The sequence below is a fragment of the Pseudoalteromonas citrea genome (assembly GCF_000238375.3).
In the GTDB taxonomy this organism is placed as follows: domain Bacteria; phylum Pseudomonadota; class Gammaproteobacteria; order Enterobacterales; family Alteromonadaceae; genus Pseudoalteromonas; species Pseudoalteromonas citrea.
In genome coordinates this window covers 363,298-387,644 of sequence record NZ_AHBZ03000023.1, presented here as the reverse complement: position 1 = coordinate 387,644, position 24,347 = coordinate 363,298, and the positions used below count along the sequence as shown (strand labels likewise).

24 protein-coding genes are annotated in these 24,347 nt (G+C 43.4%); 10 read left to right on the top strand and 14 right to left on the bottom strand.

Features of this window, described 5'->3' with window-relative positions; translation table 11 throughout:
* Positions 1–211: 211 nt before the first annotated feature.
* Positions 212–742 (top strand): gamma carbonic anhydrase family protein, encoded by a 531-nt coding sequence (locus PCIT_RS17620; RefSeq protein WP_010366332.1) that lies wholly within the window; start codon positions 212–214, stop codon positions 740–742.
* On the opposite strand, the gene PCIT_RS17615 is transcribed toward PCIT_RS17620, so the two are convergent.
* Complete coding sequence (locus PCIT_RS17615) at positions 728–970, bottom strand: DUF1488 family protein (protein ID WP_010366330.1); 243 nt, start codon at positions 968–970, stop codon at positions 728–730. The genes PCIT_RS17620 and PCIT_RS17615 overlap by 15 nt on opposite strands.
* Positions 971–972: 2 nt before the next feature.
* The gene (gene aroE, locus PCIT_RS17610) at positions 973–1,791 is read right to left on the bottom strand and encodes a shikimate dehydrogenase (protein WP_010366328.1); all 819 of its coding nucleotides are present in this window, start codon (positions 1,789–1,791) and stop codon (positions 973–975) included.
* A 30-nt stretch (positions 1,792–1,821) separates the two neighbouring features.
* Between aroE and PCIT_RS17605 the strand changes: the two genes are divergently transcribed.
* Both PCIT_RS17605 and PCIT_RS17600 read left to right on the top strand, forming a co-directional pair.
* Positions 1,822–2,271 carry a group II truncated hemoglobin gene (locus tag PCIT_RS17605; RefSeq protein WP_010366327.1) on the top strand — a complete coding sequence of 150 codons (450 nt, stop codon included), beginning with the start codon at positions 1,822–1,824 and terminating at the stop codon, positions 2,269–2,271.
* Between the two features lie 103 nt (positions 2,272–2,374).
* On the top strand, positions 2,375–3,982 hold the full coding sequence (locus tag PCIT_RS17600; protein WP_040698359.1) for a methyl-accepting chemotaxis protein: 1,608 nt from the start codon (positions 2,375–2,377) through the stop codon (positions 3,980–3,982).
* 72 nt (positions 3,983–4,054) lie between these two features.
* Here PCIT_RS17600 and hemF read toward each other — a convergent pair whose 3' ends face one another.
* From hemF to PCIT_RS17570, 6 genes are all read right to left on the bottom strand, one after another.
* A complete protein-coding gene (gene hemF, locus PCIT_RS17595) occupies positions 4,055–4,975 on the bottom strand; it encodes an oxygen-dependent coproporphyrinogen oxidase (protein WP_010366323.1) in 921 nt (306 codons plus the stop codon).
* Positions 4,976–4,978: 3 nt separating this feature from the next.
* Positions 4,979–5,608, bottom strand: coding sequence for an L-threonylcarbamoyladenylate synthase type 1 TsaC (gene tsaC / locus PCIT_RS17590; RefSeq protein ID WP_084622709.1), 630 nt, complete (start codon positions 5,606–5,608; stop codon positions 4,979–4,981).
* Positions 5,563–6,132 carry a DNA topoisomerase family protein gene (locus PCIT_RS17585; protein WP_010366318.1) on the bottom strand — a complete coding sequence of 190 codons (570 nt, stop codon included), beginning with the start codon at positions 6,130–6,132 and terminating at the stop codon, positions 5,563–5,565. Before PCIT_RS17585 ends, tsaC begins: the two co-directional genes overlap by 46 nt.
* 97 nt (positions 6,133–6,229) lie before the next feature.
* Positions 6,230–6,703 carry a DUF494 family protein gene (locus tag PCIT_RS17580; protein WP_010366316.1) on the bottom strand — a complete coding sequence of 158 codons (474 nt, stop codon included), beginning with the start codon at positions 6,701–6,703 and terminating at the stop codon, positions 6,230–6,232.
* Positions 6,704–6,705: 2 nt separating this feature from the next.
* Positions 6,706–7,797 carry a DNA-processing protein DprA gene (gene dprA, locus PCIT_RS17575; protein WP_010366314.1) on the bottom strand — a complete coding sequence of 364 codons (1,092 nt, stop codon included), beginning with the start codon at positions 7,795–7,797 and terminating at the stop codon, positions 6,706–6,708.
* Positions 7,798–7,821: 24 nt separating this feature from the next.
* A complete protein-coding gene (locus PCIT_RS17570) occupies positions 7,822–8,943 on the bottom strand; it encodes a LysM peptidoglycan-binding domain-containing protein (protein WP_010366311.1) in 1,122 nt (373 codons plus the stop codon).
* A gap of 118 nt (positions 8,944–9,061) precedes the next feature.
* Between PCIT_RS17570 and def the strand changes: the two genes are divergently transcribed.
* From def to trkA, 4 genes are read left to right on the top strand one after another with little or no spacing between them, the layout of a single operon-like run.
* Positions 9,062–9,571 (top strand): peptide deformylase, encoded by a 510-nt coding sequence (gene def, locus PCIT_RS17565; protein ID WP_010366309.1) that lies wholly within the window; start codon positions 9,062–9,064, stop codon positions 9,569–9,571.
* Between the two features lie 33 nt (positions 9,572–9,604).
* Positions 9,605–10,549, top strand: coding sequence for a methionyl-tRNA formyltransferase (gene fmt / locus PCIT_RS17560; RefSeq protein WP_010366307.1), 945 nt, complete (start codon positions 9,605–9,607; stop codon positions 10,547–10,549).
* Positions 10,549–11,835: a 16S rRNA (cytosine(967)-C(5))-methyltransferase RsmB gene (rsmB, locus tag PCIT_RS17555; protein ID WP_010366305.1), complete on the top strand. Its 1,287-nt coding sequence runs from the start codon at positions 10,549–10,551 to the stop codon at positions 11,833–11,835. Before fmt ends, rsmB begins: the two co-directional genes overlap by 1 nt.
* A gap of 16 nt (positions 11,836–11,851) precedes the next feature.
* Entirely contained in the window at positions 11,852–13,228 is a 1,377-nt protein-coding gene (gene trkA / locus PCIT_RS17550; RefSeq protein ID WP_010366303.1) for a Trk system potassium transporter TrkA, read from the top strand.
* A gap of 18 nt (positions 13,229–13,246) precedes the next feature.
* On the opposite strand, the gene PCIT_RS17545 is transcribed toward trkA, so the two are convergent.
* The 5 genes from PCIT_RS17545 to PCIT_RS17525 form a co-directional block, all read right to left on the bottom strand.
* Positions 13,247–13,933, bottom strand: a complete 687-nt coding sequence (locus tag PCIT_RS17545; protein WP_010366301.1) for a flagellar brake protein — start codon at positions 13,931–13,933, stop codon at positions 13,247–13,249.
* 327 nt (positions 13,934–14,260) lie between these two features.
* Entirely contained in the window at positions 14,261–15,712 is a 1,452-nt protein-coding gene (locus PCIT_RS17540) for a TrkH family potassium uptake protein (RefSeq protein WP_010366299.1), read from the bottom strand.
* A 50-nt stretch (positions 15,713–15,762) separates the two neighbouring features.
* On the bottom strand, positions 15,763–16,377 hold the full coding sequence (locus PCIT_RS17535) for a YigZ family protein (RefSeq protein WP_040698371.1): 615 nt from the start codon (positions 16,375–16,377) through the stop codon (positions 15,763–15,765).
* Between the two features lie 71 nt (positions 16,378–16,448).
* Complete coding sequence (gene pepQ / locus PCIT_RS17530; RefSeq protein WP_010366295.1) at positions 16,449–17,771, bottom strand: Xaa-Pro dipeptidase; 1,323 nt, start codon at positions 17,769–17,771, stop codon at positions 16,449–16,451.
* Positions 17,772–17,878: 107 nt separating this feature from the next.
* Positions 17,879–19,765 (bottom strand): transglycosylase SLT domain-containing protein, encoded by a 1,887-nt coding sequence (locus PCIT_RS17525; RefSeq protein WP_010366293.1) that lies wholly within the window; start codon positions 19,763–19,765, stop codon positions 17,879–17,881.
* A 275-nt stretch (positions 19,766–20,040) separates the two neighbouring features.
* Between PCIT_RS17525 and fadB the strand changes: the two genes are divergently transcribed.
* The 3 genes from fadB (at position 20,041) to tusA (ending at position 23,808) form a co-directional block, all read left to right on the top strand.
* Complete coding sequence (fadB, locus tag PCIT_RS17520) at positions 20,041–22,203, top strand: fatty acid oxidation complex subunit alpha FadB (RefSeq protein ID WP_010366291.1); 2,163 nt, start codon at positions 20,041–20,043, stop codon at positions 22,201–22,203.
* Between the two features lie 10 nt (positions 22,204–22,213).
* Entirely contained in the window at positions 22,214–23,380 is a 1,167-nt protein-coding gene (gene fadA, locus PCIT_RS17515) for an acetyl-CoA C-acyltransferase FadA (RefSeq protein ID WP_010366289.1), read from the top strand.
* Positions 23,381–23,568: 188 nt separating this feature from the next.
* A complete protein-coding gene (gene tusA / locus PCIT_RS17510; RefSeq protein ID WP_010366287.1) occupies positions 23,569–23,808 on the top strand; it encodes a sulfurtransferase TusA in 240 nt (79 codons plus the stop codon).
* A 3-nt stretch (positions 23,809–23,811) separates the two neighbouring features.
* Here tusA and PCIT_RS17505 read toward each other — a convergent pair whose 3' ends face one another.
* Positions 23,812–24,255 (bottom strand): early set domain-containing protein, encoded by a 444-nt coding sequence (locus tag PCIT_RS17505; protein ID WP_010366285.1) that lies wholly within the window; start codon positions 24,253–24,255, stop codon positions 23,812–23,814.
* Positions 24,256–24,347: the final 92 nt, after the last annotated feature.

Genomic DNA, 24,347 nt, shown 5'->3' with positions numbered 1-24,347 from the left:
TGGGGTCGCATTATAGGGAGATGCAGAAAAAGCGCAAGCGTTTATTTGAAGAAAAGTGATAAAAATAACGTGTTCGAGCAAAATTACATCGAAAGCTTCATTTTTGCTACTTTTATGCACGATATACGCTGTTTAAATCACCGGTGGCCTAACAACGCAGTTAGTTTTACACTAACCCCATTAGAATACTCTCTCAAACTGGGGCATTAAAATGCTAAGAAGCTATAAAGGGATCACACCCACTCTTCATGAATCTACTTATATAGATGAGTCAGCAGTACTCGTTGGTAACATCACGATTGGTAAAGACAGCAGTGTTTGGCCTCTTGTTGCCGCAAGGGGTGATGTTAACTATATAAAGATAGGTGAAAGAACTAACGTACAAGATGGTTCGGTATTACATTTAACCCGCGCAACAACCAATAACCCAAGTGGCTACCCGTTAATCATTGGTGATGACGTCACCGTTGGTCATAAAGTTATGTTACACGGATGCACATTAGGAAATAGAATTCTGGTGGGGATGGGTGCAATTGTTATGGATAATGTCACCGTAGAAGATGACGTGATCATTGGTGGAGGTTCATTAGTGCCACCAAACAAAACCCTAGAAGCAGGCTTTCTCTATGTTGGTAGCCCTGTAAAGCAAGCTCGACCGTTGAACCCTGAGGAACTTGCCTTTTTAAACGTATCAGCACAAAACTATGTACAACTTAAAAATGAATACTTACAAGAAAGCTAATTTAATACTGCCATCGAGTTGATACGCTTCATCCTCGATTAGTTGCTCAGCTTGAATTTCATAGTCAAATTGATGCTGAGCAAAATGGGCCAATGCCTTACTTTGCTCATTTATAGGTGTAGTAATAATGCAAGGTACTATCATACCGGAGACCATCGCATTAAACGTTAGCGTACATGACACCACATCAAACTCTATTTGATCATTAAACAAAACACCTTGATTCATTATTAACTCGCTTCTCTCATCACTTGGTACACTATTTCTGTATCTGGCAGTGTATCTCGCCATAACAGGTAGGCCTCAGCCGCTTGCCCGACCAACATCCCTAGACCATCAACTAACTTACACTGCGCATTATATTGCGATACCCACTTTAAAAAGCTCGTAGTCTCATCAGCATAAAACATATCGTACGCAAATTGACACTGCGCAATCAGGTGAGCATCGATGTTTGGCACTTGCCCTGACACACTCAACGATGTGCTGTTAATCACGATGTCAAAGCGCTCATTCGGAATGTCATCAAGTGCATAACTACTAACGGCGCCATAAGAGTGAAACTCTTTGGCTAAAATAGAGGCTTTCTCAACAGAGCGATTGGCAATTACTATTTCCTTTACACCCGCGCAAAGTAAAGGGTAAATACAGCCTCGTGCCGCGCCACCCGCACCCAACAATAATAACCGAGCGCCATTAAGCTGTGCGCCTTGGTCAATTAAGTCTTTAACTAACCCAGCGCCATCGGTATTGTCGCCCAACAATCGGCCATCCTCTAAGCGTTTGAACGTATTTACAGCGCCGGCTAATTTCGCCCGCTGTGTGAGCGTATCAGCTAACGCATAAGCCTGCTCTTTAAAGGGCAAGGTTATATTAGCGCCACACCCTCCGCTAGAAAAAAATGCTTCAACACTTGATTGAAAGCCGTCTAATGGTGCTAAAATCGCTTCATAACTCAGCGTATCACCACATTGCTTTGCAAATTGCTGATGAATAGCCGGTGATTTCGAATGTTTTATGGGGTGCCCAAACACCGCGTATTTATCCATTTATTTTTAGCCTAGAAGTTAGCAACAATCATGAAGCAGTTAATTAAACGCATCTTTGATAAAGATGCAAGTAAAGTTGCAGCGCAAACCGCTCCAACACCAGAGAAAACCCCTTATGAAATCATTGGTGGTGAACAAGGCGCACGCGCTTTAGCCAATCGTTTTTACGACATAATGGCATCAGACCCTTACGCCAAATCGCTTTATGATATGCACCCGCAACCCTTAGATAGGATCAGGCTGGTATTTTTTGAGTTTCTTTCTGGTTGGTTAGGCGGGCCAGATTTGTTTGCTGAGAAATATGGTCACCCAAGATTACGTCAAAGGCATATGCCCTTCCCTATTGATACGGCACTCAAAGATCAATGGATGTACTGCATGAATAAAAGTTTAGATATGGAAATAGATAACCCTCTATTACGTGAAGGGTTGCGTAACTCGCTTGATCAACTAGCAAGCCATATGATCAATCAACACTAAACATATTATTAATCTGTAAATTAGCGCAATGCTTATTGCGCTAAGTCAAATTTAGTTCGGATAAAAACACGCATAATACCCCTCTGTTTCGATCGAATGAGCGGTGCGTGTGAAATCTATTCAACATAAAATTTATGCTTTACTAGCAATTACCGGCCTTTTGGTCCTAATCGCAAGTATATTAAGTAATAGCCACCAGCAACAAACCCTTGCTCAAGATACTGTTGAAAGCAATATTCGTTTATTAGCAGATAATTATTTCGACTCCATAAATACCATGATGCTTACAGGCACCATGGCAAATCGAGAGATACTCAGTAACAAATTGCGCGATCACCCCAATATTGAAGATGCCCATATTATCCGCTCTACACAGGTCAATAAACTGTATGGACCGGGAAATACAAATCAGTCTCCAGCGAATGATGCTGAAATTGCTGCGCTAAAGGGCGTTGAAACATTAGTTATCGAGCAACGAAACGATGACCGGATCATGACTTATTTGAAACCGATGGTCGCAAGTAGTGATTACAAAGGCACAAATTGCCTTGGCTGCCATCAGGCCAAGGAGGGCGATGTGCTAGGCGTGGTCCGTATCAGTTACTCCTTAACAGAAATAGACAGCACGGTTCATCAAAACACCCTGCTCAGTACCGGTTTGCTCTCAAGTATTTTCTTGTTTACCTTTATCATTCTGGGTGGTTTATTTAGAAAGCTCTTCATTGTTAGATTAAAAAATCTTGGTAAAACCATGCGCCTAGCAACCCAACATAAAGATTTAAGCCTGCGTATTAACGATACGGTAGATGATGAATTGGGCCGCTTAGCCAACAACTTTAATAAAATGATGGCGTCGTTTACTGACAATATTGCACAAGTTTCACACTCGGCTAAAATCCTCATCCAATCGGCTGAAACTATTTATACCTCCGCCGATACCACCGAGCGCGCTATCTTGGAGCAAAAACAAGGTACTGATTCAGTGGCAGCTGCCATTAATGAACTCGAAAGTTCATCGAGTGAAGTAAAAAATACCACACACTTTGCCTCAGAAAAATCAGAGAGCAGTAATCACCTTGCAGAACAAAGCATGGCAATCGCCAACCATACAGAACACAGTATTAATCAACTTGCGATGGATGTGCGCCAAGCGAGTGAACAAGTAAGTCAGTTACAGTCACAAACACTGGAGGTTGGTAAAGTGTTAGAAGTGATCAGCAGTATTGCTGAGCAAACCAACCTGCTTGCGCTCAATGCTGCGATTGAAGCTGCACGAGCTGGTGAAGCAGGCCGCGGATTTGCCGTAGTGGCCGATGAGGTCAGAACCCTTGCGACTCGTACTCATGACTCGACTGATGAAATAAAACGCACCATCGAAAAATTACAAAGTGAAGCCACACAGACTGTACAAGCAATGAATGCATCCTGTGAGGAAGCTGACGAACGTGCACAACAAGTGAAACAGGTTGCGCAGGCGCTTAAAGATATCTCTGCACAGATGCATGAAATTAATGATTTAAACGTACAAATTGCAGATGCTACAGAGCAGCAAAACTTAGCCGCTGAAGAGATAAACCAAAGTGTAGTGGCTATTCGCGATAATGCTGAACAGTCATTGGTTGATGCGCATGCCAGTAAAAATGTCAGTGAAGAGCTGCTAAATCTCGCTCGTTCATTGGATGAGCAAGTTCGAAGTTTCAAGCTCGATTAACTCAGTTCTGATCTATGTTAAGCAAAAAGGCACCATCACTGGTGCCTTTTTTATCTCTTGGTATAATTGAGTTTAGTTTTGCTGACCCAACCAATCTTGGGGTTTTAGGTAGTGATCGTACAACGCAAACTCAGCACTGCCTGGTTCCGGCGTAAAGTTATACTCCCAGCGCGCTAACGGTGGCATAGACATTAAAATAGATTCTGTACGGCCCCCGGTTTGCAAACCGAATAAAGTACCTCTATCCCAGACTAAGTTAAACTCAACATAACGACCACGACGATACAACTGGAATTGGCGTTCATGATCGCCATACGGTGTCTCTTTACGACGTTCAATCAATGGCACATACGCATCTAAAAAACCATTCCCGACAGCCTGCATAAAGGCAAAGCTTTTATCGAAGCCCCATTTATTTAAATCATCAAAAAATAGGCCACCTACACCACGAGTTTCTTGGCGGTGCTTTAAATAAAAATAATCATCACACCATTTTTTATAATCATCATAAATCGTGTCACCAAACGGTTGGCATAAATCTTTTGCAACTTGATGCCAATGCTCCACGTCCTCCAGCACCGGGTAAAATGGCGTTAAGTCAAATCCTCCACCAAACCACCAAATCGGTGCTTCGCCTTCCTTTTCAGCGATAAAAAATCGTACGTTGGCATGACTGGTCGGTATATGTGGATTTTTTGGGTGAATAACCAAAGACACCCCACATGCATGAAAGCTTCTACCAGCCAATTCAGGCCTGTGCGCAGTGGCAGATGCTGGCATTGATTTACCAAACACATGAGAGTAATTGACCCCACCTTGTTCTATTACCGCACCATCACGAATGACCCGTGTTCTTCCGCCACCGCCTTCTTCACGTTGCCACTGATCTTCCACAAATGTAGCTTGTCCATCCGCTTGCTCTAAGCCTGCACAAATGTGGTCTTGTAATGACAATAAAAAAGCCTTTACCGTCTCTAAATTAACATTGGCCATAAACTATTGGTTCCCTCTCAATACCGCACCGGTCAGTGCATGCTTTATTTGACTCGGTGCACTTGCTCCACCTAACGGTGCATCAACATAAAAACCGACTTGCGTCATAAAGACCCGTTTTGCTTCGTCTAAACTTGCCACAGGTTCTTGGCCTGATAAGTTTGCACTGGTTGACACCAACGGCTTACCAAATTGCTGACATAGCGCTTTTACGGTTGGATGAGCCGTCACTCGTACCGCAATCGTACTGTGTGCTCCGGTTAACCATTTAGGCGTGCTCGGTTTTGCTGGTAATACCCACGTCACACCACCAGGCCAAGAAGAGAATATATCTGCGCGTTTATCCATAGGAATTTGCGTATCATCAACGTAAGGCAGGCATTGGCTGTAATTATCAGCTATTAAGATAAGCCCCTTAGCAACATCTCTTTGCTTAATGGCTAATAATGCTTCAACAGCGTGCTGATTATCGGGGTCACAACCTAGACCAAATACGGCTTCAGTTGGATAACATATCACTTGGCCTTGCTGTAGAGCATGAACTGCACTGGCAGGCTCAGTTGATGTGGCATTTTCAGGTGTATTACTCACTGCGGTTTCTCTATTTTGTGCTGGCAGGATTTTTGTGGACATTGTAACACAGCTTTTCCTGCCCTTTGCTTTTCTAACATCACGCCCCAACCGCACTCTGGACAAGTATGTGCAACCGGCTGCTGATTCAAACTATATTTACATTTCGGGTAGCAGTCGCAAGAATAAAAGAACTTACCAAATTTGTTTTTACGTTTCGCTAATTGGCCTTTTTTACACTTAGGACAGCCAACTTCTGCGGGTTGCTCTTCTTGTTCTTCATGCACAATATAGTCACATTGCGGATATCCTGTACATCCGATAAACATGCCATAACGACCGTTACGGATCACTAAAGGGTTTCCACACTTGGGGCAAGGCGACTCATCTAGAACCTTGATATCATGATTGTCGTGTTGAACTAGCGGTGTAATGTGTTCACAAGCAGGATAACTTATGCAGCCTAAGAAAGGGCCATTCTTACTATGCTTCATGACTAATTCAGAACCACACTCAGGGCACGCTTCATGTTCTTTACTTAATGCATGCTGTGAGGCATTGAATAATGAAGAGTCAATTTTGGTCATAGTATCTACCGAGGCTGCACATATTTGCGCCTAATATAACTCCATGACATTTTAGGTCAAGAAGTTATATCCATTAAGCACCCTAAGCCCATCGAGATTAATGCAAATACTCCGTCGGCTCATCAAAAATGAGGTCCTCCATTTGCGCATAAGCGTGTTCTTTACCTGGTACATTAAACAGCACCATTAGAATCACCCATTTTAAATCATCCAGCCCAATGTATGCTTTCTCAAGCGCAAACAACCTATCAATGATCATTTCTCGTGTCACACTGTCAATCACACCGACCTGCTCTACAAACATAATGAACCCTCGACACTCGATGTCTAACATTTGACATTCTTTTTCAGTGTAAATACGAATAGCTTGATCTGCAGTAGCATTCAAATATGGGATTTCATCACTATGTTGTAAATCAGCCAGTTGCTCTAACCAATCCAGTGCTTTGTATATTTCGTCTTGATTAAACCCTGCCCGTAACAACTCGTCAGTTAACTCGTTTTGTTCAACAAAAATATCCGCTTCGCTGTGGATATAGTTTTCAAATAAGTACATTAAAATATCAAACATAACTAGCCCCTCGCTAATTTGATATAGCCGTTCAATACACGCTCTACTTTATCTTCAAGTTCTAAGTCCAGTAATCGCGCGACGACTTGTTCAACTGGCCATTGTGTTCTTTGCGTCAAGGTATCTACGCTGGTTACCTCGAAGCCAAGGTTTTTCAGTATCGGACACGTCTCTTTTGGTACCTCTTTTTCTATTACACTCTCTATACTATATAGACTGTTTTCAGACAAAAAGCTCACTTCTTCAAGAATATCACTCACATGTTCTGTAAGCTTCGCTCCTTGTTTCAACAAGAAATGACAGCCTTGTGATAGTGGGTTTTTTATCGAACCTGGGATAGCAAATACCTCTCTATCTTGCTCTAGCGCATACCGCGCGGTGATCAACGATCCGCTTTTAATCTCAGCTTCGACCAGTAGCACCCCTAATGCCAATCCAGATATAATCCGGTTTCTACGCGGAAAATTATTCGCGTTAGCCAGTGTTCCTGGTAAAAACTCACTTACAATCAAGCCTCGTTCAACTATTTGCTGGTACAGTAAATGGTGACGCTTTGGGTAAATGACATCAGCCCCGGTACCCAGGACCGCAATGGTCTCTCCTGAATTAGCCAGTACTCCTTTGTGTGCAGCACCATCAATACCGCGTGCTAATCCCGATGTCACAACCAAACCCGATTGTGTTAATTGATAAGCAAATTCAGAGGCTATTTCTAATCCAGTGGGTGTTGCGCTGCGGCTACCGACAATCGCAATTTGAGGGCGTCTCAGTAACTCTATATTCCCTTTGCAAAACAATAAAAGCGGGGCTGTAGATATCTGTTTTAATGACAAAGGATAGCGATTATCGAAATATGACACGATAGTGAGCGATAAGTCAGTACAGCGTTGAAGAACATCATCAATATAATGCCAATCAACCTGAGTGAGCTGCTCAATAATAGAATCATTTAGGCCTAATACTTTTAGCTCTTTGGCCGTTGCATCAAACAACGTATTCAAATCGACTTGTTCCATTAAAACTTTAATGCTGGCCAAGCCTAAGCCTTTACATAGATAAAGCGCCAAACAGCGCTTTAATGATAGTTGCGACATGCTCCCTCCTTAGAGCATTCGAGTTTAATCTGCGCTAACAGTATCTCCCACTCGAATCGGTCGTATTGATTTCATCACCATGGCGTAACTAATGTTGTCATATACCTTAAAGACCATCAGTTCACCTGCCTTCTCCTTGGGCATAGTCCAAACGACGCTATTCTCTGTGTTATCTTTACCAAAAAGCTCTCTTACATCCTTCATAAACTTTTCTAAACTATTGGCATCTTCCACATAACGAGGACCATAATCACCTTCGATAACTGTAGGTGATTGCTTCATAATATCAAGGATATACCCTTCTTTTAACTGTGATTTACTCCCTAAATTAAGAACAACTACCGCCGTTGTGCCAAACTCTCTTAATTTATTGGTACTCGCAATAATAGTACCTTCACTGATTTTTTCTGGCCGCTCCATATTGAATTGCACTGTATAACTTTGACCTTGGGAGATAGGCAAAAGTACATCACCGGACTTTATTTCTTGCTTGATCATCTCAACTTCAACAGAGGATGGGGTACCCTGGTCAAGATTTCCTGCACGAGTAACTCGACCCGCACCCACCAGTCGCGTTTCATAAGCCAGTGTTTCACCAGTCGCGGGGTCTATATACGGCTCTCCTTGTCGATAAATTCCATAGCTTGCAGCCTGAGTTAAATTACCTTTTATATATAGAGTATGTCCTAATGTCGTCATTTTTACATTGTGACTTGCGCCCAGTACCATCGGGCTTTGTTGCAAAGCATCTTTGTCGAGTGCTTGCTCATATTCTAAAAAAGGCGCAATCATTGCTAACGGCAGTGTTGGGATTGCTGTATTTTTTTGTACTACAACACGCCCACTAGGTGATAACTTTTTAATGCCTTTATCAAGCACTAATATAGGCCGACCTTGTTGATCATACTTCAACACCAGAACATCCCCCGGATAAATTTTATCTGGGTTGCTCACTTGAGGATTCCACTGCCATAACTGACGCCATTCCCAAGGTGTTTTTAAATATAGGTTAGAAATATCCCATAATGTGTCACCTTTTTTTACCGTGTACTGTGCAGGTGCATTATTTTTCAAATCTAACGACTCTGCCAAAACAGAGAAAGAGGCACTCATGGCCAGTAGTAGCGCAGCAATTGGGTATTTCATTACGGCTTCCTTGAGTTATTTTTAGATATTATCAACCAAAACCTGTTAAAGGGGAACGTGAATGGCTAAAATAAGAACATACAATATCGCATTTTTTGCTCAACTGTAAAAGGTAACCATGGCAAAGTTAGAAGTACTTAGATTTCCAGATGAACGCTTGCGCACTGTGGCGCAACCAGTCACCGATGTAAATGATGAAATTCGTCAGATAATAAACGACATGAAAGAAACCATGTATGACGAAAATGGCATTGGCTTAGCCGCCACGCAAGTTAATATTCATCAACGTATTGTTGTGATTGACGTCTCTGAAGAGCGCAACGAAGCAATGGTATTGATCAATCCTGAAATCATTGAAAAAGAAGGCTCTACAGTTAGTGAAGAAGGCTGTTTATCGGTCCCCTACTCTTATGCAAAAGTCGATCGTGCCGAAAGCGTTAAAGTAAAAGCGCTAGATGAAAATGGCAAGGAGTTTCAGTATGAAGCTGACGGGCTATTGGCGATTTGTACACAGCATGAACTCGACCATTTGCTTGGCAAACTCTTCATCGATTATTTGTCGCCACTAAAGCGCCAGCGTATTCGTAAAAAGCTAGAAAAAGAAGCCAAGCTTGCTTCTCGCGCTTAATTCATATTAATCATTTTTGCATTGGATAATTCAGTGACCTCACCACTACGCATCGTTTTTGCCGGTACGCCCGATTTTGCTGCGCGCCACTTAAGTGCCCTTATTAACTCTCAACATGATGTTGTGGGTGTTTATAGCATGCCTGACCGCCCAGCTGGCCGCGGAAAAAAATTAAAAGCCAGTGAAGTAAAAACATTGGCACTTGAACATGATTTACCCGTTTTTCAACCAGACACATTTAAGTCTGATGAGGCTCAAGCGGAATTGGCCTCATTAAATGCCGATGTGATGATTGTTGTCGCATATGGTTTATTACTGCCTAAAGCTGTATTAGATACACCTAAGCTTGGTTGCTTAAATGTACATGGTTCAATTTTACCGCGCTGGCGCGGTGCTGCACCGATTCAACGTGCTTTATGGGCAGGCGATGCTGAAACTGGCGTGACAATTATGCAAATGGATGAAGGGTTAGACACCGGCGATATGCTGCATATTGCAACTTGCCCAATCACCGCACAAGATACCAGTGCGAGCCTTTATGATAAATTAGCTGAGTTAGGCCCCTCGGCTTTATTAGACACTCTTGATTTATTGGTGACAAATACTGCTCAGCCTGAAAAGCAAAATGATGATTTAGCTAACTATGCTAAAAAGCTTAGTAAAGAAGAAGCTGATATTGATTGGACTATGCCCGCCACACAAATTGAACGAAATATTCGTGCGTTTAATCCGTGGCCCGTCTGCTTTACTTCTATGCAAGCGCAAACCGTCAAAATTTGGCAAGCAACCGTCATAGATGAACAAGGTGAAGCAGGAACAGTACTGCGTAGCGATAAGCATGGCGTTGTTATCGCATGTGGCGAACACGCGTTAGCTATCACTCAGTTGCAACCACAAGGTAAAAAACCGATGTCAGCGCAAGATTTTCTAAATGGTCGTGCTGAGTGGGTTACCGCCGGTACTAAGGTAGGTCAATAATGGCGAACGTACGCGCACTAGCGGCAGAAGTACTTTACCAAGTTGTTGATAAAGGCCAATCACTTAATACTCAATTACCTTTAGCGGCAAACAAAGTACATGGCAAAGACAAAGCACTGTTACAGCAGATCTGTTACGGTGTATTGCGCTACTTACCTACGCTCGAGCACTACTGCCAGCAACTTTTAGAACAACCTCTAAAAGGGAAAAGACGTGTTTATCAATTTGTTCTATATGTGGGTATGTATCAATTACAATATATGCGGGTGCCAGAGCATGCCGCAGTAGCAGAGACGGTTGCTGCTGTAGAATCAATGCGAGCACCAGGCTTAAAAGGGTTGATCAATGCAATTCTACGTACCTTTCAGCGTCAGCAGGAAGAGTTAGAAGCCAGTGCCAATTTAATTCCAGTATGCCAATTTAATCACCCTGGGTGGTTTATTAAAAAACTCCAAGCTGCGTACCCAGATACATGGCAAGATATTTTACATGAGAACCAACAGCAAGCGCCAATGTGGCTGCGTGTCAATCAGCATCATTATACCACCGCTGAATATAGTGAAATGCTTGATGAAGATGGCATAGAGCACAGTGTAGAGTCTGCTTACCCTGATGGTATTTTACTTGATAAGCCTTGTGATGTGTTCACCTTACCTGGATTCAGAGAAGGCGCTTGTTCGGTACAAGACGCTGCCGCACAAATGGCCGCAAGACTTCTAGAGCCACAAGCAGATGAACTTATTTTAGACGCCTGTGCCGCACCAGGTGGAAAAACATGTCATATTCTTGAGTTAGCTGATGCACAGGTACACGCATTAGATGCTGACGACCAACGTCTAGAAAGAGTAGAACAAAACTTAAAGCGCATCGGGTTACGTGCAGAGTGTATTCACGCCGACGCTTCAACCCCTGACACATGGTGGGATAACACCCCTTATGATCGTATTTTGTTAGATGTGCCATGTTCTGCGACAGGCGTGATCCGCCGTCACCCAGATATTAAATGGTTACGTCGCAAAACAGACATTGACGACCTTGCGACATTACAAGCATCGATACTCAACAATATTTGGCCGCTACTCAAGCCGGGTGGCACATTAATTTATGCAACCTGCTCGGTATTACCAGAAGAAAATACCCAGCAAGTCGCTAAGTTTTTAGCCAATAATAGCGATGCAATCCATCACCCGCTTCATGACAATGACACGCCTGAACACCCTGGTTTGCAATTGTTACCAGGCCTCAGTGATGGCTTTTACTATGCCAAGCTAACTAAACAACAATAATTATAAGTAAACCAATATGAAGATCATTATCTTAGGGGCCGGACAAGTTGGTGGCACACTCGCAGAGAACCTCGTGGGTGAACAAAATGAAATCACCGTCGTAGATATCGACGGTAACAGATTGCGTGAGCTACAAGATAAATACGACTTGCAAGGTGTCACAGGTCATAGTGCGCACCCCGATATTTTGCGTCAAGCGGGCGCAGAAGACGCTGATATGATCATCGCAGTAACCAGTTCAGATGAAGTGAACATGGTTGCTTGTCAGGTTGCTTATAGTATTTTTAATACGCCGACTAAGATTGCTCGGATCCGTTCTGAGCAATACTTAAAATACCGTGAAAAGCTATTTCACAATGACGACTTACCAGTAGATCACTATATTGCACCAGAGCAATTGGTAACCAAGTATATTCGTCGCCTCATTGATTACCCCGGAGCTCTACAAGTATTACAGTTTGCTGAAGGCATGCTGTCATTGGTGGCGGTAAAAGCCTATTACGGTGGGCTATTGGTTGGCTACGCACTTTCAGCACTTAAAGAGCATATTCCGAACGTCGATACCCGTGTTGCGGCAATTTACCGTCAAGGCAAAGCCATTAAACCACTCGGTACTACTGTTATTGAAGCCGATGACGAAATCTTCTTCATCGCGGCAACAAAACACATTCGTGCCGTTATGAATGAGCTGCAAAAACTTGAACAGTCTTATCGTAAAATCATGATTGCGGGCGGTGGTAATATTGGTGCCGGACTGGCGCGTTCACTGGAAAAAAATCATAGCGTTAAGCTCATTGAAAGAAACCATACTCGTGCTGCTCAATTATCTGAAATGCTTGATAATACTGTGGTGTTTTGTGGTGACGCCTCTGATCAAGAATTGCTCTCGGAAGAGCATATTGAACAAGTCGATGCGTTTATTGCTGTCACCAATGACGATGAAGCGAACATCATGGCAGCCATGCTTGCAAAGCGCATGGGGGCACAAAAAACCATGGTGCTTATTCAACGTGGTGCTTACGTCGACCTTGTGCAAGGTGGAGAAATTGATATTGCTATTTCTCCGCAGCAGGCCACCATTTCAGCCCTGCTCACACACGTACGCCGTGGCGATATTGTTAACGTGTATTCATTGCGAAAAGGTGCTGCTGAAGCCATTGAAGCGGTGGCACATGGCGATGAAACCACCTCCAAAGTTGTCGGTCGTGCTATCAGAGAAATAAAACTCCCTGTAGGAACTACCATTGGTGCGATTGTTAGAGATGACGATGTGCTGATAGCCCATGACGATACGGTGATTATGTCAGGGGATCACGTCATTATGTTTTTAATCGACAAGCGCCAGATAAGTGTTGTTGAGAAGCTATTCCAAGTCAGTGCGCTATTTGTATAGCGCACTGTGATCTGCACGTTACGAACTTTCTTCGTGCAGTATTGATAAATCAATTAAATACTCTTTCAGAATATTTTCCATCACATGCTGTTCATCAGTCAACCGAATACCCAGCGCAACGGTATCATCTTGCGGGTGCAAGCTGCAAATCGACCCCGACAACGTAATTTGCTGATTGTTTTTACCTTCTAGTAGGACCTTGCAGTCCTGCTCTTTCATACTCGCAGTATCATTACTGTCTTCATGATGAATATCAAACTGTAGGCCAGATAAAGAAATATCCTTAATCACGCCCACGCAGGAGTGATCAGCTAAATTAATAACCGCAGGAATAAGCGTCGGTACGCGAGTTTGCGCGCGTAAACAATAAGTTTGTACTTGAGCTGGCGGCGTTAAAAAAATAAGCCGAGCTGGGTGAGAGGTTATCGATTGAATTGAGGTTTTAAAAGCAATAACCTGACCTTCACCATGCTCTAAGAGCGCTCGAACGATCACCGTACACCCTTCTTTAACATGATCAATTGCAGCACCGAGGCGTTTGGAGCTAGGGTGCTTCAATACTAAGAACTGCCCATCAAGTTGGCCAATATATTCCGTTTTTAAACGCTTTGAGCCTGCAGGCATAACCACTTCAATATCAATTACGCTCCCTGCAGGGATCTGCGCAAGATGGTGTCCGCTTCCTGCGGCACTGGTCTTTAACATCACTAAACCTTAATAATGTAATTATTGGACGGGACTATGCCGTCATAAATAACAAGTACAAACTTGCTTATGTAATTGTCAATTAAAAACCTATATGCCTGTAATTGCAAGCCAGCCTATTCAGTGAGCCCACCGTAAAAACAATAAATTAGAGAGGATTATACGCTCAGTAACCACGGCGCTTAGGCCGTAATTTAAAATGGTGAACCACTATACAGACTATAGATTAGGTCGATTAAGTGACGAAGATATGAACGGGCTAAGAAGATAATAAAAAATGAAACAGAAGCGGTGCCTCTGACCCAGAGGCACCAAAAGAACGGATATTTAACCGCGCCAAAAAGTCGGAGTAAATAACACTAACAGGGTAAATATTTCTAAACGACCAAATACCATCGCGATTGTAAGTATCCACTTGGCCGTATCAGTAATATCACCATAATGCGCAGCCACTTCTCCCAGCCCAGGACCCAAGTTATTTAAACATGCTGCGGTTGCCGAAAAGGCAGTAATGTTATCCATACCCGTGCCTAATAACGCAAGCATGATAATCACAAAGACGAGCGCGTAAGCCGAAAAGAATCCCCATACTGCTTCAACAACTTTATCTGGTAATGCTTTACGACCTAATTTAATAGAGTAAATAGCACGTGGATGTACCAAACGGTTAAGCTCTCTCACTCCTTGTAAATAAAGTAAGAAAACCCGCACGACCTTCATGCCACCGCCCGTTGAGCCAGCACAGCCCCCAATAAAGCTAGAAAAAATAAGTAAAATGGGCAAAAACAATGGCCACGCAGAAAAGTTGTCTGTTGCAAAACCTGCTGTGGTACTAATAGACACCGCTTGGAATAGCGCCTGATCTAAGGTTTCATCACCATTTGGATACACTTGATTTGAAGACAAAACAGCAAAGCACAGTACCACCAATGCCAATTGAATGAATAAAAAGACTTTAAACTCTGGGTCTCGCAAATAGACGCGTACATTTCGGCTCGACACAGCCGCATAATGTAATGAAAAATTCACCGCCGCAATGATCAAAAACACCACACAAATAATGTTTATAAGCGGGCTGTCAAAGTGCCCCATCGACGCATCGTAAGTCGAGAAGCCACCAATGGCGATGGTTGAGAAAGCATGACAAATGGCATCAAACCAGCCCATACCTGCAGCCCAATACGACACCGTACACGCTACCGTCAGCGACACATAAATATACCAAAGGTGCTTGGCGGTATCTGCAATACGCGGGGTCATTTTAGAGTCTTTAACGGGCCCGGGTGTTTCAGCACGATACAACTGCATACCACCCACACCGAGCATGGGTAATACCGCAACGGCAAGTACGATGATCCCCATACCACCAAGCCATTGTAATTGCTGACGGTAGAATAAAACTGACTTAGGTAAATGCTCAATACCAGTCAGCACCGTGGCACCTGTGGTAGTCAAACCCGAAAAGGCTTCAAACACGGCATCGGCAAGAGAGAGGCTTGGGGTTTGTAAAAATATCAACGGCACCGATGCAAAAGACCCCAGTACCAACCAGAACAGCACCACAATTAAAAAGCCTTCTCTGGCTTTCAAGTCTCCTTTTTCTTTACGGTTGGGATAATAAGCAAGCATCCCGATCACAATGCTAAATACGAAAGCCAAAACGAATGGTACACCACCACCGTCTTTATAGATCAATGACACCAATGCTGGCGGTACCATAGTAATACTAAATAATGCCACCAGTTGGCCGAGAATTTTAATGATGGTACGAAATTGCATGCTGCTTTTCGCTTTTTATGGTTATTAAGACTAATTTAGCACCAATTGTCTTATTCTTTGATGGTTAACTCAACCACACCGTTACTTAAATCAAAAATTTCTTGCCGAGCCTGTTGTGCTTGACGGTGATCAAGACTAATTTGCCAACTCACCACAGCCCCATAGTCTTTCTCAATAGATAAAATCGTAAAGTGTGAGTGTAAATACTGCTCAATCACTCCTTGCAAAGCATAATCAGACACACCCGCGAGTGTCAGCGCGGGAATTTTTAAGCTCGTTTGGAGTTGTGCCAAGGCGTTATTTAATGAGCCGCCATACGCACGCACCAACCCGCCGGTGCCTAACTTTATGCCGCCAAAATAACGTGTTGTAACCGCCGTTATCTCACCGAGCCCGGATCCAGTGAGTACATTTAACATGGGCTTGCCTGCCGTGCCGTTTGGTTCGCCATCATCAGAAAACCCATAAACATGACTCCCCCCGGGTTGCCCTGCCACATGCGCCCAACAGTTATGGCGTGCGTCAGGGTAATCCTCATTTATTTTTTTTATGAAGGCTTTAGCATCATCAAGTGTTGGGGTATGGGCAATATGCACGATAAACGTGCTCTTTTTAATTTCTTCATGAAATTTTAGGGTTTCACTCGGAATGTAATATTCTGACATACAAATATTGTGTACCTTAAAAACAAAAGGGAGCATCACGCTCCCTCATTTTAGTTCAAACTCATCGTGTCTTAGTCTAAGTTCAAATCTCGTGTCATATTCTCAAGCCTATCATCATGCACAATGATGTTATCTTCTATTCGAATACCACCGTAAGGCTTAAACTCAGCCACTTTATCCCAATTGATATACTGCTTATTGTCCGTTTCAGCTAAATCACCGAGCAATGAATCAATGAAATACAGCCCAGGTTCAATGGTAAATACTTGTCCCGCTTCAATACGGCGCGTACAACGTAAGAATGGGTGCCCTTCTGGCGGATCTTGATGTGTACCAGACTCATCAGCCATAAACCCACCCATGTCATGTACTTGCAAACCTAAATGGTGACCTAAGCCATGTGGGAAGAACGTTGACGTGATCCCTTTAGCAACAATCTCTTCTGCTGGTAGCTTTACGATATTAAAATCAGCTAACACTTGTGCTACACGGTTATGGCAATCAATATGTAGTTCGCCATACAGTTTACCAGGTTGCAATGCCTTACCTAACGCAATCTGATGCTCATTCATAACAGACACTAAATCGGCAAACTGACCTTGTTTCGCAAAATCATAAGTACGGGTGATATCAGACGCATAGCCATGAAAGTTTGCACCCGCATCAATTAAAAATGAACGATGTTGTGCCGGTGCCTGACGATCAAAATGCGTATAATGCAAAATTGCACAGTTGTCATTTAAGGCCACAATATTGCCATAAGGCGTATCATTTTCCATATGTGATGTGGCATTCAAATAAGCTTGTTGAATGCCAAACTCTGACGCACCAGCATAAAATGCATCACGCGCAGCAGTATGACCAAGCACAGCCAAGCGGTTTGCTTCACGTAAACACACTAACTCATACTGTGTTTTATAGGCACGATGAAAGTGTAAGTAGTTCATCACCGGCTCTGGATTCATTTGTGTAAAACCAAGGGCTTGCGCTACTTCTAAGTACTCACCAATGTAACCATATCCCGCTTTATCGTAAGGCAGAAACTTTTCAACTTGATCTGGTTTTAATAATAATTGGATATCAAAATAATCAGCCCAAAAATCACTTGGCTCATCCGGCACTTTATGCCAAAAATCAACCGGGCGATAAAATATTAACTTAGGCTTGTCTGTGCCATTTACCACTAACCAGCAATGCGGATTATCAATCACTGGCAGCCATGCCTTAAACTGTGGGTTTACCTTGAACGGGTAATACATATCATCTAAGAATTGACGTTTAGCCTGACCTGAGTGGATCACAAGCCCTTCAAGCCCTTCACGTTCTACGATGGTTTTTGTGCGTTGCTGTAACGTTGCAATATGCTCAGCATAATATTGTGCTAGTTGTTCCATGGTGTACCCATTAAGTTTAATCTACCAATAAATCCAGTCTATCATAAGCGCTGAAAGCCAATCCAGCGAAGTCGCTAGATTGACTCAGTGATAACACCAGACTCAGCTCACCCACCAATTTTCATATCCAAAATTGGTGCCAATACATTGCCATCGCGACCCATTTTAGTATGGTAAACTTGGCGATACGCAAAGACATTTTTAACGTAATCACGGGTTTCTTTATAGGGGATCAATTCAATCCACAGCTCCGCAGGTATGGCTTCATCAGGCAACCACTTTTTAATGCGGTGGTAACCTGCATTGTATGACGCGGTCGCCAGGATTTCATTCCCCTGATTTTTCTTTTTCAAATACTCTAAATAATCAGTCCCTAACCGAATGTTCGTAACTGGCTGAAAGAGCTTTTTCTTCGACACTCGCTGTTTACTCACATACCGTGCGGTGCTTGGTAACAACTGCATTAATCCATACGCGTTGGCGTGTGACCTTGCATCTGGTGCAAAAGAGCTTTCACGACGTGCAACCGCAATACTCCACGCCATATCAATATGGTTTTTCTTACTGTAGCGCGTGAATAATTCCTCGTAGGCCATCGGAAAACGCAAATCAACATAATCCCATGCCTTAATTTCAGCAAGCGTAAATATCGTACTGTCGTACCACTGTAAGTCAGCCGCTAACATAGAGGCAGCCAGCTTTTCTGCTGTACTCGAGGTATTGGTTAAATAGTTCCACTCTCTGCGCGCTTGCGTATATCGTTTCATCTCATACAACGCTTTAGCACGTTTAAAACCCGGTGCTTGTGATACTTTTTCTAATAATGAAGGCGGTACATCTAGCGACTTGGTATTCAGTGACACAGGTAAACCAAGCCGTCCGGCGGCTAAAAAGCCATAGTAATCTCGCTTTATTGCAATACTTTGCCACAACTCCCGAGCTTGACCCATATCGCCCCGACGAGCATGGCTGTATGCCAACCAATAGGTTTGTCCATTACTTAAATCATTCATGGGGGCAAATAGCGCAGTGATCCCAGCCCAATCTTGCTCTTTGAGCATATTGCTCATCATCCATTGCTTTAACTTACTATCTTGTTGTGCTGGCGGAACTTTATTAAGCCAAAATTTAGCCTGAGGGTGCCCTTTTGATGCTAGCGCCAAAGCAAACCTGTAAGCCACACTGTCTTTTTGTGCTTGTGTAAAAGCAAACATGGTTTGTAACTTGTCCCATGCTCGAAGCGCCAATTTCTGATCACGCCAAATTAAACGACGCACCCCATACACCGCAATTTCAGCTTCTTTAGCTGAGCGGTTTTTATAACGATATAAACCTGCAGACGCGCTCGGGTCTTGCCGTACCTTGGTATATAAATCAGCCAAATAAGCTTGATTCTTAGGCAGCAGCTTTTTTAAGTAGCGTAACAAAGACGTTTGCCCGCCCTGGGCCGCCTTGGTGATCCGTTGCCACACCAATGCCTCACTCATATAGTTGGCACTCTGCCACTGCTTAAACAAACCATTACATGCACGCGGTTGAGATTTACCCACCACCCATAAAGGTGCTACCTGATCTAAAATCGCTTTTTTAGGTGCGCCCAAATCAAGTTGATATTGCAAATAACTACAGTGTAATTCAGCGTCTTTCGTCGGTTGGTAATATTCTATGAATAGTGCTTTTTTGCCACGCTTTTTCAAATACTTTAACCAGCTTGACCGCACGGGCCACTCTAACGGAGTCCCGTCATATACCGATAAATAATGGGCAATATCAGCTTGATACTTTAGTTTGCTATTGCGCTTATAAAAGGCCATTTCAACATACGGCTTGAGGGGGTGATCTAGCGCTTTTAATGAGTGTTGAAAGGCATTATATTGCCCTGACCACGCGACTCGCTCTGCCGCTTTAAATGTTTTATGGGTGTCTTGTGCACAAGAAAACCAGCTAAATAGCCCAATGCTGGTAGCAGCAACACCTAAGATCCATGCTTTCATAGTGACCTTAATTCAAATTATTTAAGTAACGTGTGGATGCACCACACCAATTGTGTACTACAGTTGTTATCTAAGAAAACGCCTCAGCATAGTGACTTACCTTATCTATACTGAAGGTGAATAAAATCAACACCCCCACCATAGCATCAAAATTTATGCTTTTTAATAATATGAGAAATGCAGCACAAATTTTTCATTGCAATTTTTATTTAAAGCGGCCAAACTGGGTGAAATAGCAACTCATCGTACCAGTGTTACCACACGGGAGAACAAGCATGTTATATAAGAGTGAGTCCTTTGTTGTTGATTTCTGCAAAGGCAAAATCGCTGAATTCAAGTTTTGTATGCCAGGTTCGGTTAATAAACTGTCTCAGCAAACCCTATCAGAATGCGCTAAAGCATTTGCCGAATTACGCCAACGTGACGATATTGATGCGATGGTATTCACCAGTGATAAAGATCACTTCATCATTGGTGCTGATATATTTGAATTTTTACCGACTTTCCAGCGCCCAGAAGAAGAACTTATTGGCTGGATAAAAGACGCAACCGACGTATTTGATGCCATCGAAGATTTACCTTTCCCTACTGCATCAGCAATCAATGGTTTAGCGCTTGGCGGTGGGTGTGAGTGGTTACTTGCTACTGACTACCGCTTAGCCAGTACCTCAGCCAAAATAGGCTTACCTGAAGTCAAACTTGGGATCATGCCAGGGTTTGGTGGCACCGTTCGTTTACCAAGAATTATTGGTGCCGACAACGCCATGACCTGGATCACCACAGGTAAAGAAAACCGCGCTAACGATGCACTTAAAGTTGGGGCTGTTGATGGGGTTGTTGCACCAGAAAAACTATTCGATGCGGCGGTACGCGTATTAGAGCAAGCCGTTGAAGGTAAACTCGACTGGCAAACAAAACGCCAAGTGAAACTTTCACCATTGAAGCTAAATAAAGTAGAGCAAGGCATGAGCTTTGCGATGGCTGAAGGCATGGTCATGGGTAAAACCAAAGGCCACTACCCAGCACCAGTTATGGCGGTAAGAACCATCAAAGCAGCCGCAAATAGCACTCGTGATGAAGCAATGGCCATTGAAAATGCCAATTTTGCCAAGCTTGCGAAAACAGCAGAGGCTGCCGCACAAACCGGTATTTTTTTAGCCGACCAATACATCAAAGGCGTTGCTAAAAAGCAGGCTAAAGCATCACAGCTTGAGATCAAACAAGCAGCGGTACTTGGTGCGGGCATTATGGGCGGAGGCATTGCTTATCAGTCTGCTTATAAAGGCACGCCGATTGTCATGAAAGACATCAACCAAGCTGCGCTTGATTTAGGCATGAATGAAGCAGCCACCATTCTTGGCAAAAAAGTAAAACGTGGTCATATGGCCATGGATAAAATGGTCGCAACACTGGGTAAAATAAAACCAACGCTTGAAGATCGTGATTTAGCCAATTCGGATATTGTGGTTGAAGCAGTCGTAGAACACCCGAAGGTAAAACAGACGGTGCTAGCAGGCCTTGAAGAACAGCTGCCAGAAGGCACTATATTAACGTCAAATACATCCACAATTTGTATTGATGAATTAGCAACTGCGCTAAAACGTCCTGAAGATTTCTGTGGTATGCACTTTTTCAATCCAGTGCCAAAGATGCCATTGGTTGAAATTATTCGCGGTAGCAAAACCTCTGATGCAACCATTAACGCAGTGGTTGATTACGCCTTAAAGCTTGGTAAATCTCCTATTGTTGTCAATGATTGCCCTGGCTTCTTTGTTAACCGAGTTTTATTTCCTTACTTTGCAGGCTTCAGTCAACTTGTGGTTGAAGGCGCTGACTTTAGTAAAATAGATAAAGTAATGGAAAACGTATTTGGTTGGCCTATGGGCCCCGCTTACTTACTCGATGTAGTAGGTATTGATACAGCTAATCACTGTACTAGTGTAATGGCAGATGGGTTCCCTGAACGCATGGCACGCCAAGACAAAGATCCGGTTGCTGTATTAGCGAATGCAGAACGTTATGGTCAGAAAAATAAAGTCGGGTTTTATCAATACGCACCAGACAGAAAAGGCCGCCTGAAAAAATCTCAAGATGCAGCAAGCCTTGAGTTATTGGCAAGTATTTGTGGGTCAAGCCAAGAGTTTGATAAACAAACCATCATTGAGCGCTGTATGGTGCCGATGCTAAATGAAGTCCTGTTATGCTTACAAGAAGGGGTGGTTGCCTCAGCACAAGAAGCAGATATGGCGTTGATTTACGGCATTGGTTTCCCTCCATTTAGAGGCGGTGCATTCCGTTACTTGGATCAAGTTGGACTGGCTAACTTTGTGGCTATGGCAGATAAATATGCGCACCTAGGTGCTATTTACCAAGTATCTGAACAAACCCGAGAGTGGGCAAAACAAGGTAAAGTGTTCTATTCAGTGGAGGGTCAATAATATGTCTGCAATGCAACAAGCTGTAATCGTCGATTGTCTGCGTACCCCGATGGGTCGATCTAAAAATGGCGTATTTAAACATCGTCGTGCTGAAGATTTAAGTGCACATTTAATGAAGGGCTTACTTGAACGTAACCCGGCTGTAGATCCTGCATCTATTGATGATATTTACTGGGGCTGTGTACAACAAACATTAGAGCAAGGCTTTAATGTTGCTCGTAACGCAGCGCTACTGGCTGGTATTCCCCATTCAGTACCGGCTGTTACCGTAAACCGTTTGTGTGGTTCTTCAATGCAAGCTTTGCATGATGCTGCAAGGGCAATTATGACCGGTGCTGGTGATACCTACCTTATTGGTGGCGTTGAGCACATGGGTCATGTTCCTATGACGCATGGCGTCGACTTTCATGCCGGATTATCAACATCAATTGCCCAAGCCTCTGGTGTCATGGGTCTCACCGCAGAATACCTAGCGACACTGCATGGTATCAGCCGTGAACAGCAAGATAACTTTGCATATCGCTCACACCAGCGCGCGCATGCAGCGACGGTTGAAGGCCGTTTTAGCCGTGAAATTTTACCGATGCAAGGTCACGATGATGACGGCGTGCCAGTCCTTGTCGAGCATGATGAAGTGATTCGCCCTGAAACAACCGTAGAAGGTTTGAGTCAATTACGTCCTGTTTTCAATCCAGCCTCAGGCACTGTGACAGCGGGTACTTCATCTGCCTTGTCAGATGGAGCTTCCGCCATGTTGGTAATGAGCGAAGAAAAAGCCAAAGAACTTGGTTTGCCTATTCGCGCACGGATAAAGTCAATGGCGGTGGCTGGATGTGATCCATCCATCATGGGTTATGGTCCTGTCCCTGCGAGTAAAAAGGCGCTAAAGCAGGCTGGAATAAGCATTGACGATATTGACGTAGCCGAATTAAACGAAGCATTTGCTGCGCAATCGTTACCGGTATTAAAAGACTTAGGTCTATTAGACGTCGCAGACGAAAAAGTAAACCTTAATGGCGGCGCCATTGCCTTAGGTCACCCACTTGGCTGTTCTGGTTCACGCATTAGTACTTCCCTAATTCATATTATGGAAGACAAAAACGCTAAGTATGGTTTAGCCACAATGTGTATTGGTTTAGGCCAAGGCATTGCAACCGTATTTGAGCGAGTCGAGTAGACAATACCGACAGACCCTTTCAACTTGGTGACAAAGGCAAAGTGAACACATCGCTTTGCCTTTTTTCGTGCTGATGTAATGCTAAATCCATTTATTTTCAGCTTTTTCTCAGGGGTGGTTTATTTGTCTAAACACACTGGTTAAAATAGCCGACACAATTATTCCGCATCAGCTAAGCGAGTTAACCCATGCCATTCTCAAACCCAGACCACACGTTAGATGCAATTGGCTTACGTTGCCCTGAACCTGTGATGATGATCCGCGGCATGGTCAGAAAAATGAATACCGGTGAAACACTATTAATTGTTGCTGATGACCCATCAACGACCCGAGATATTCCCAGCTTTTGTGCGTTTATGGATCATACCTTAATCGCCCAAGAAACTGCCGAAGCCCCCTATAAATACCTAGTAAAGAAAGGCGTTTAAAACCTAGTCCTTGGTCACCATGACCTTCGGTGATCGGCTATCAGAATAGTCGAGCGTAATTTTATACCAGCCTTTTTGTTTTGGCATAAAGCTAAAATAATTGTAAACCGTATCGCAATCGGCTAGTTCAGGTTGGTTTAATTGTAATACCCCCTGCACTTTATATCCGCAGTTAAATCCTTTAGACCATGCTTCATCCGCGAGTTTAAATTCATACACCTTTCCCGGTGTCATAAACTTTGCTTTAACAGAGTACACTCCCGGCGTAGAGGCTTTTAGCCTATAGTGTGACTCGGCATCCCACAAGGTAAAATCACCTCGTAAATACATTGGTCGATTTAGCTCTTTGGCTACTGTGGTCGTCGTTTGCTGTGTGTCTGTAACATGTACCTGACTGGAGCAAGCCGATAATAACAGTGCCAATACAACTGCACTGAGCTTTTTCATTATACAACTCCCCTATATTTATTTTTCGTCATGAGTAACCATATCAATAGTCTACATAGTAATAAAAAAGCCAGCTCTGGGCTGGCTTTTAA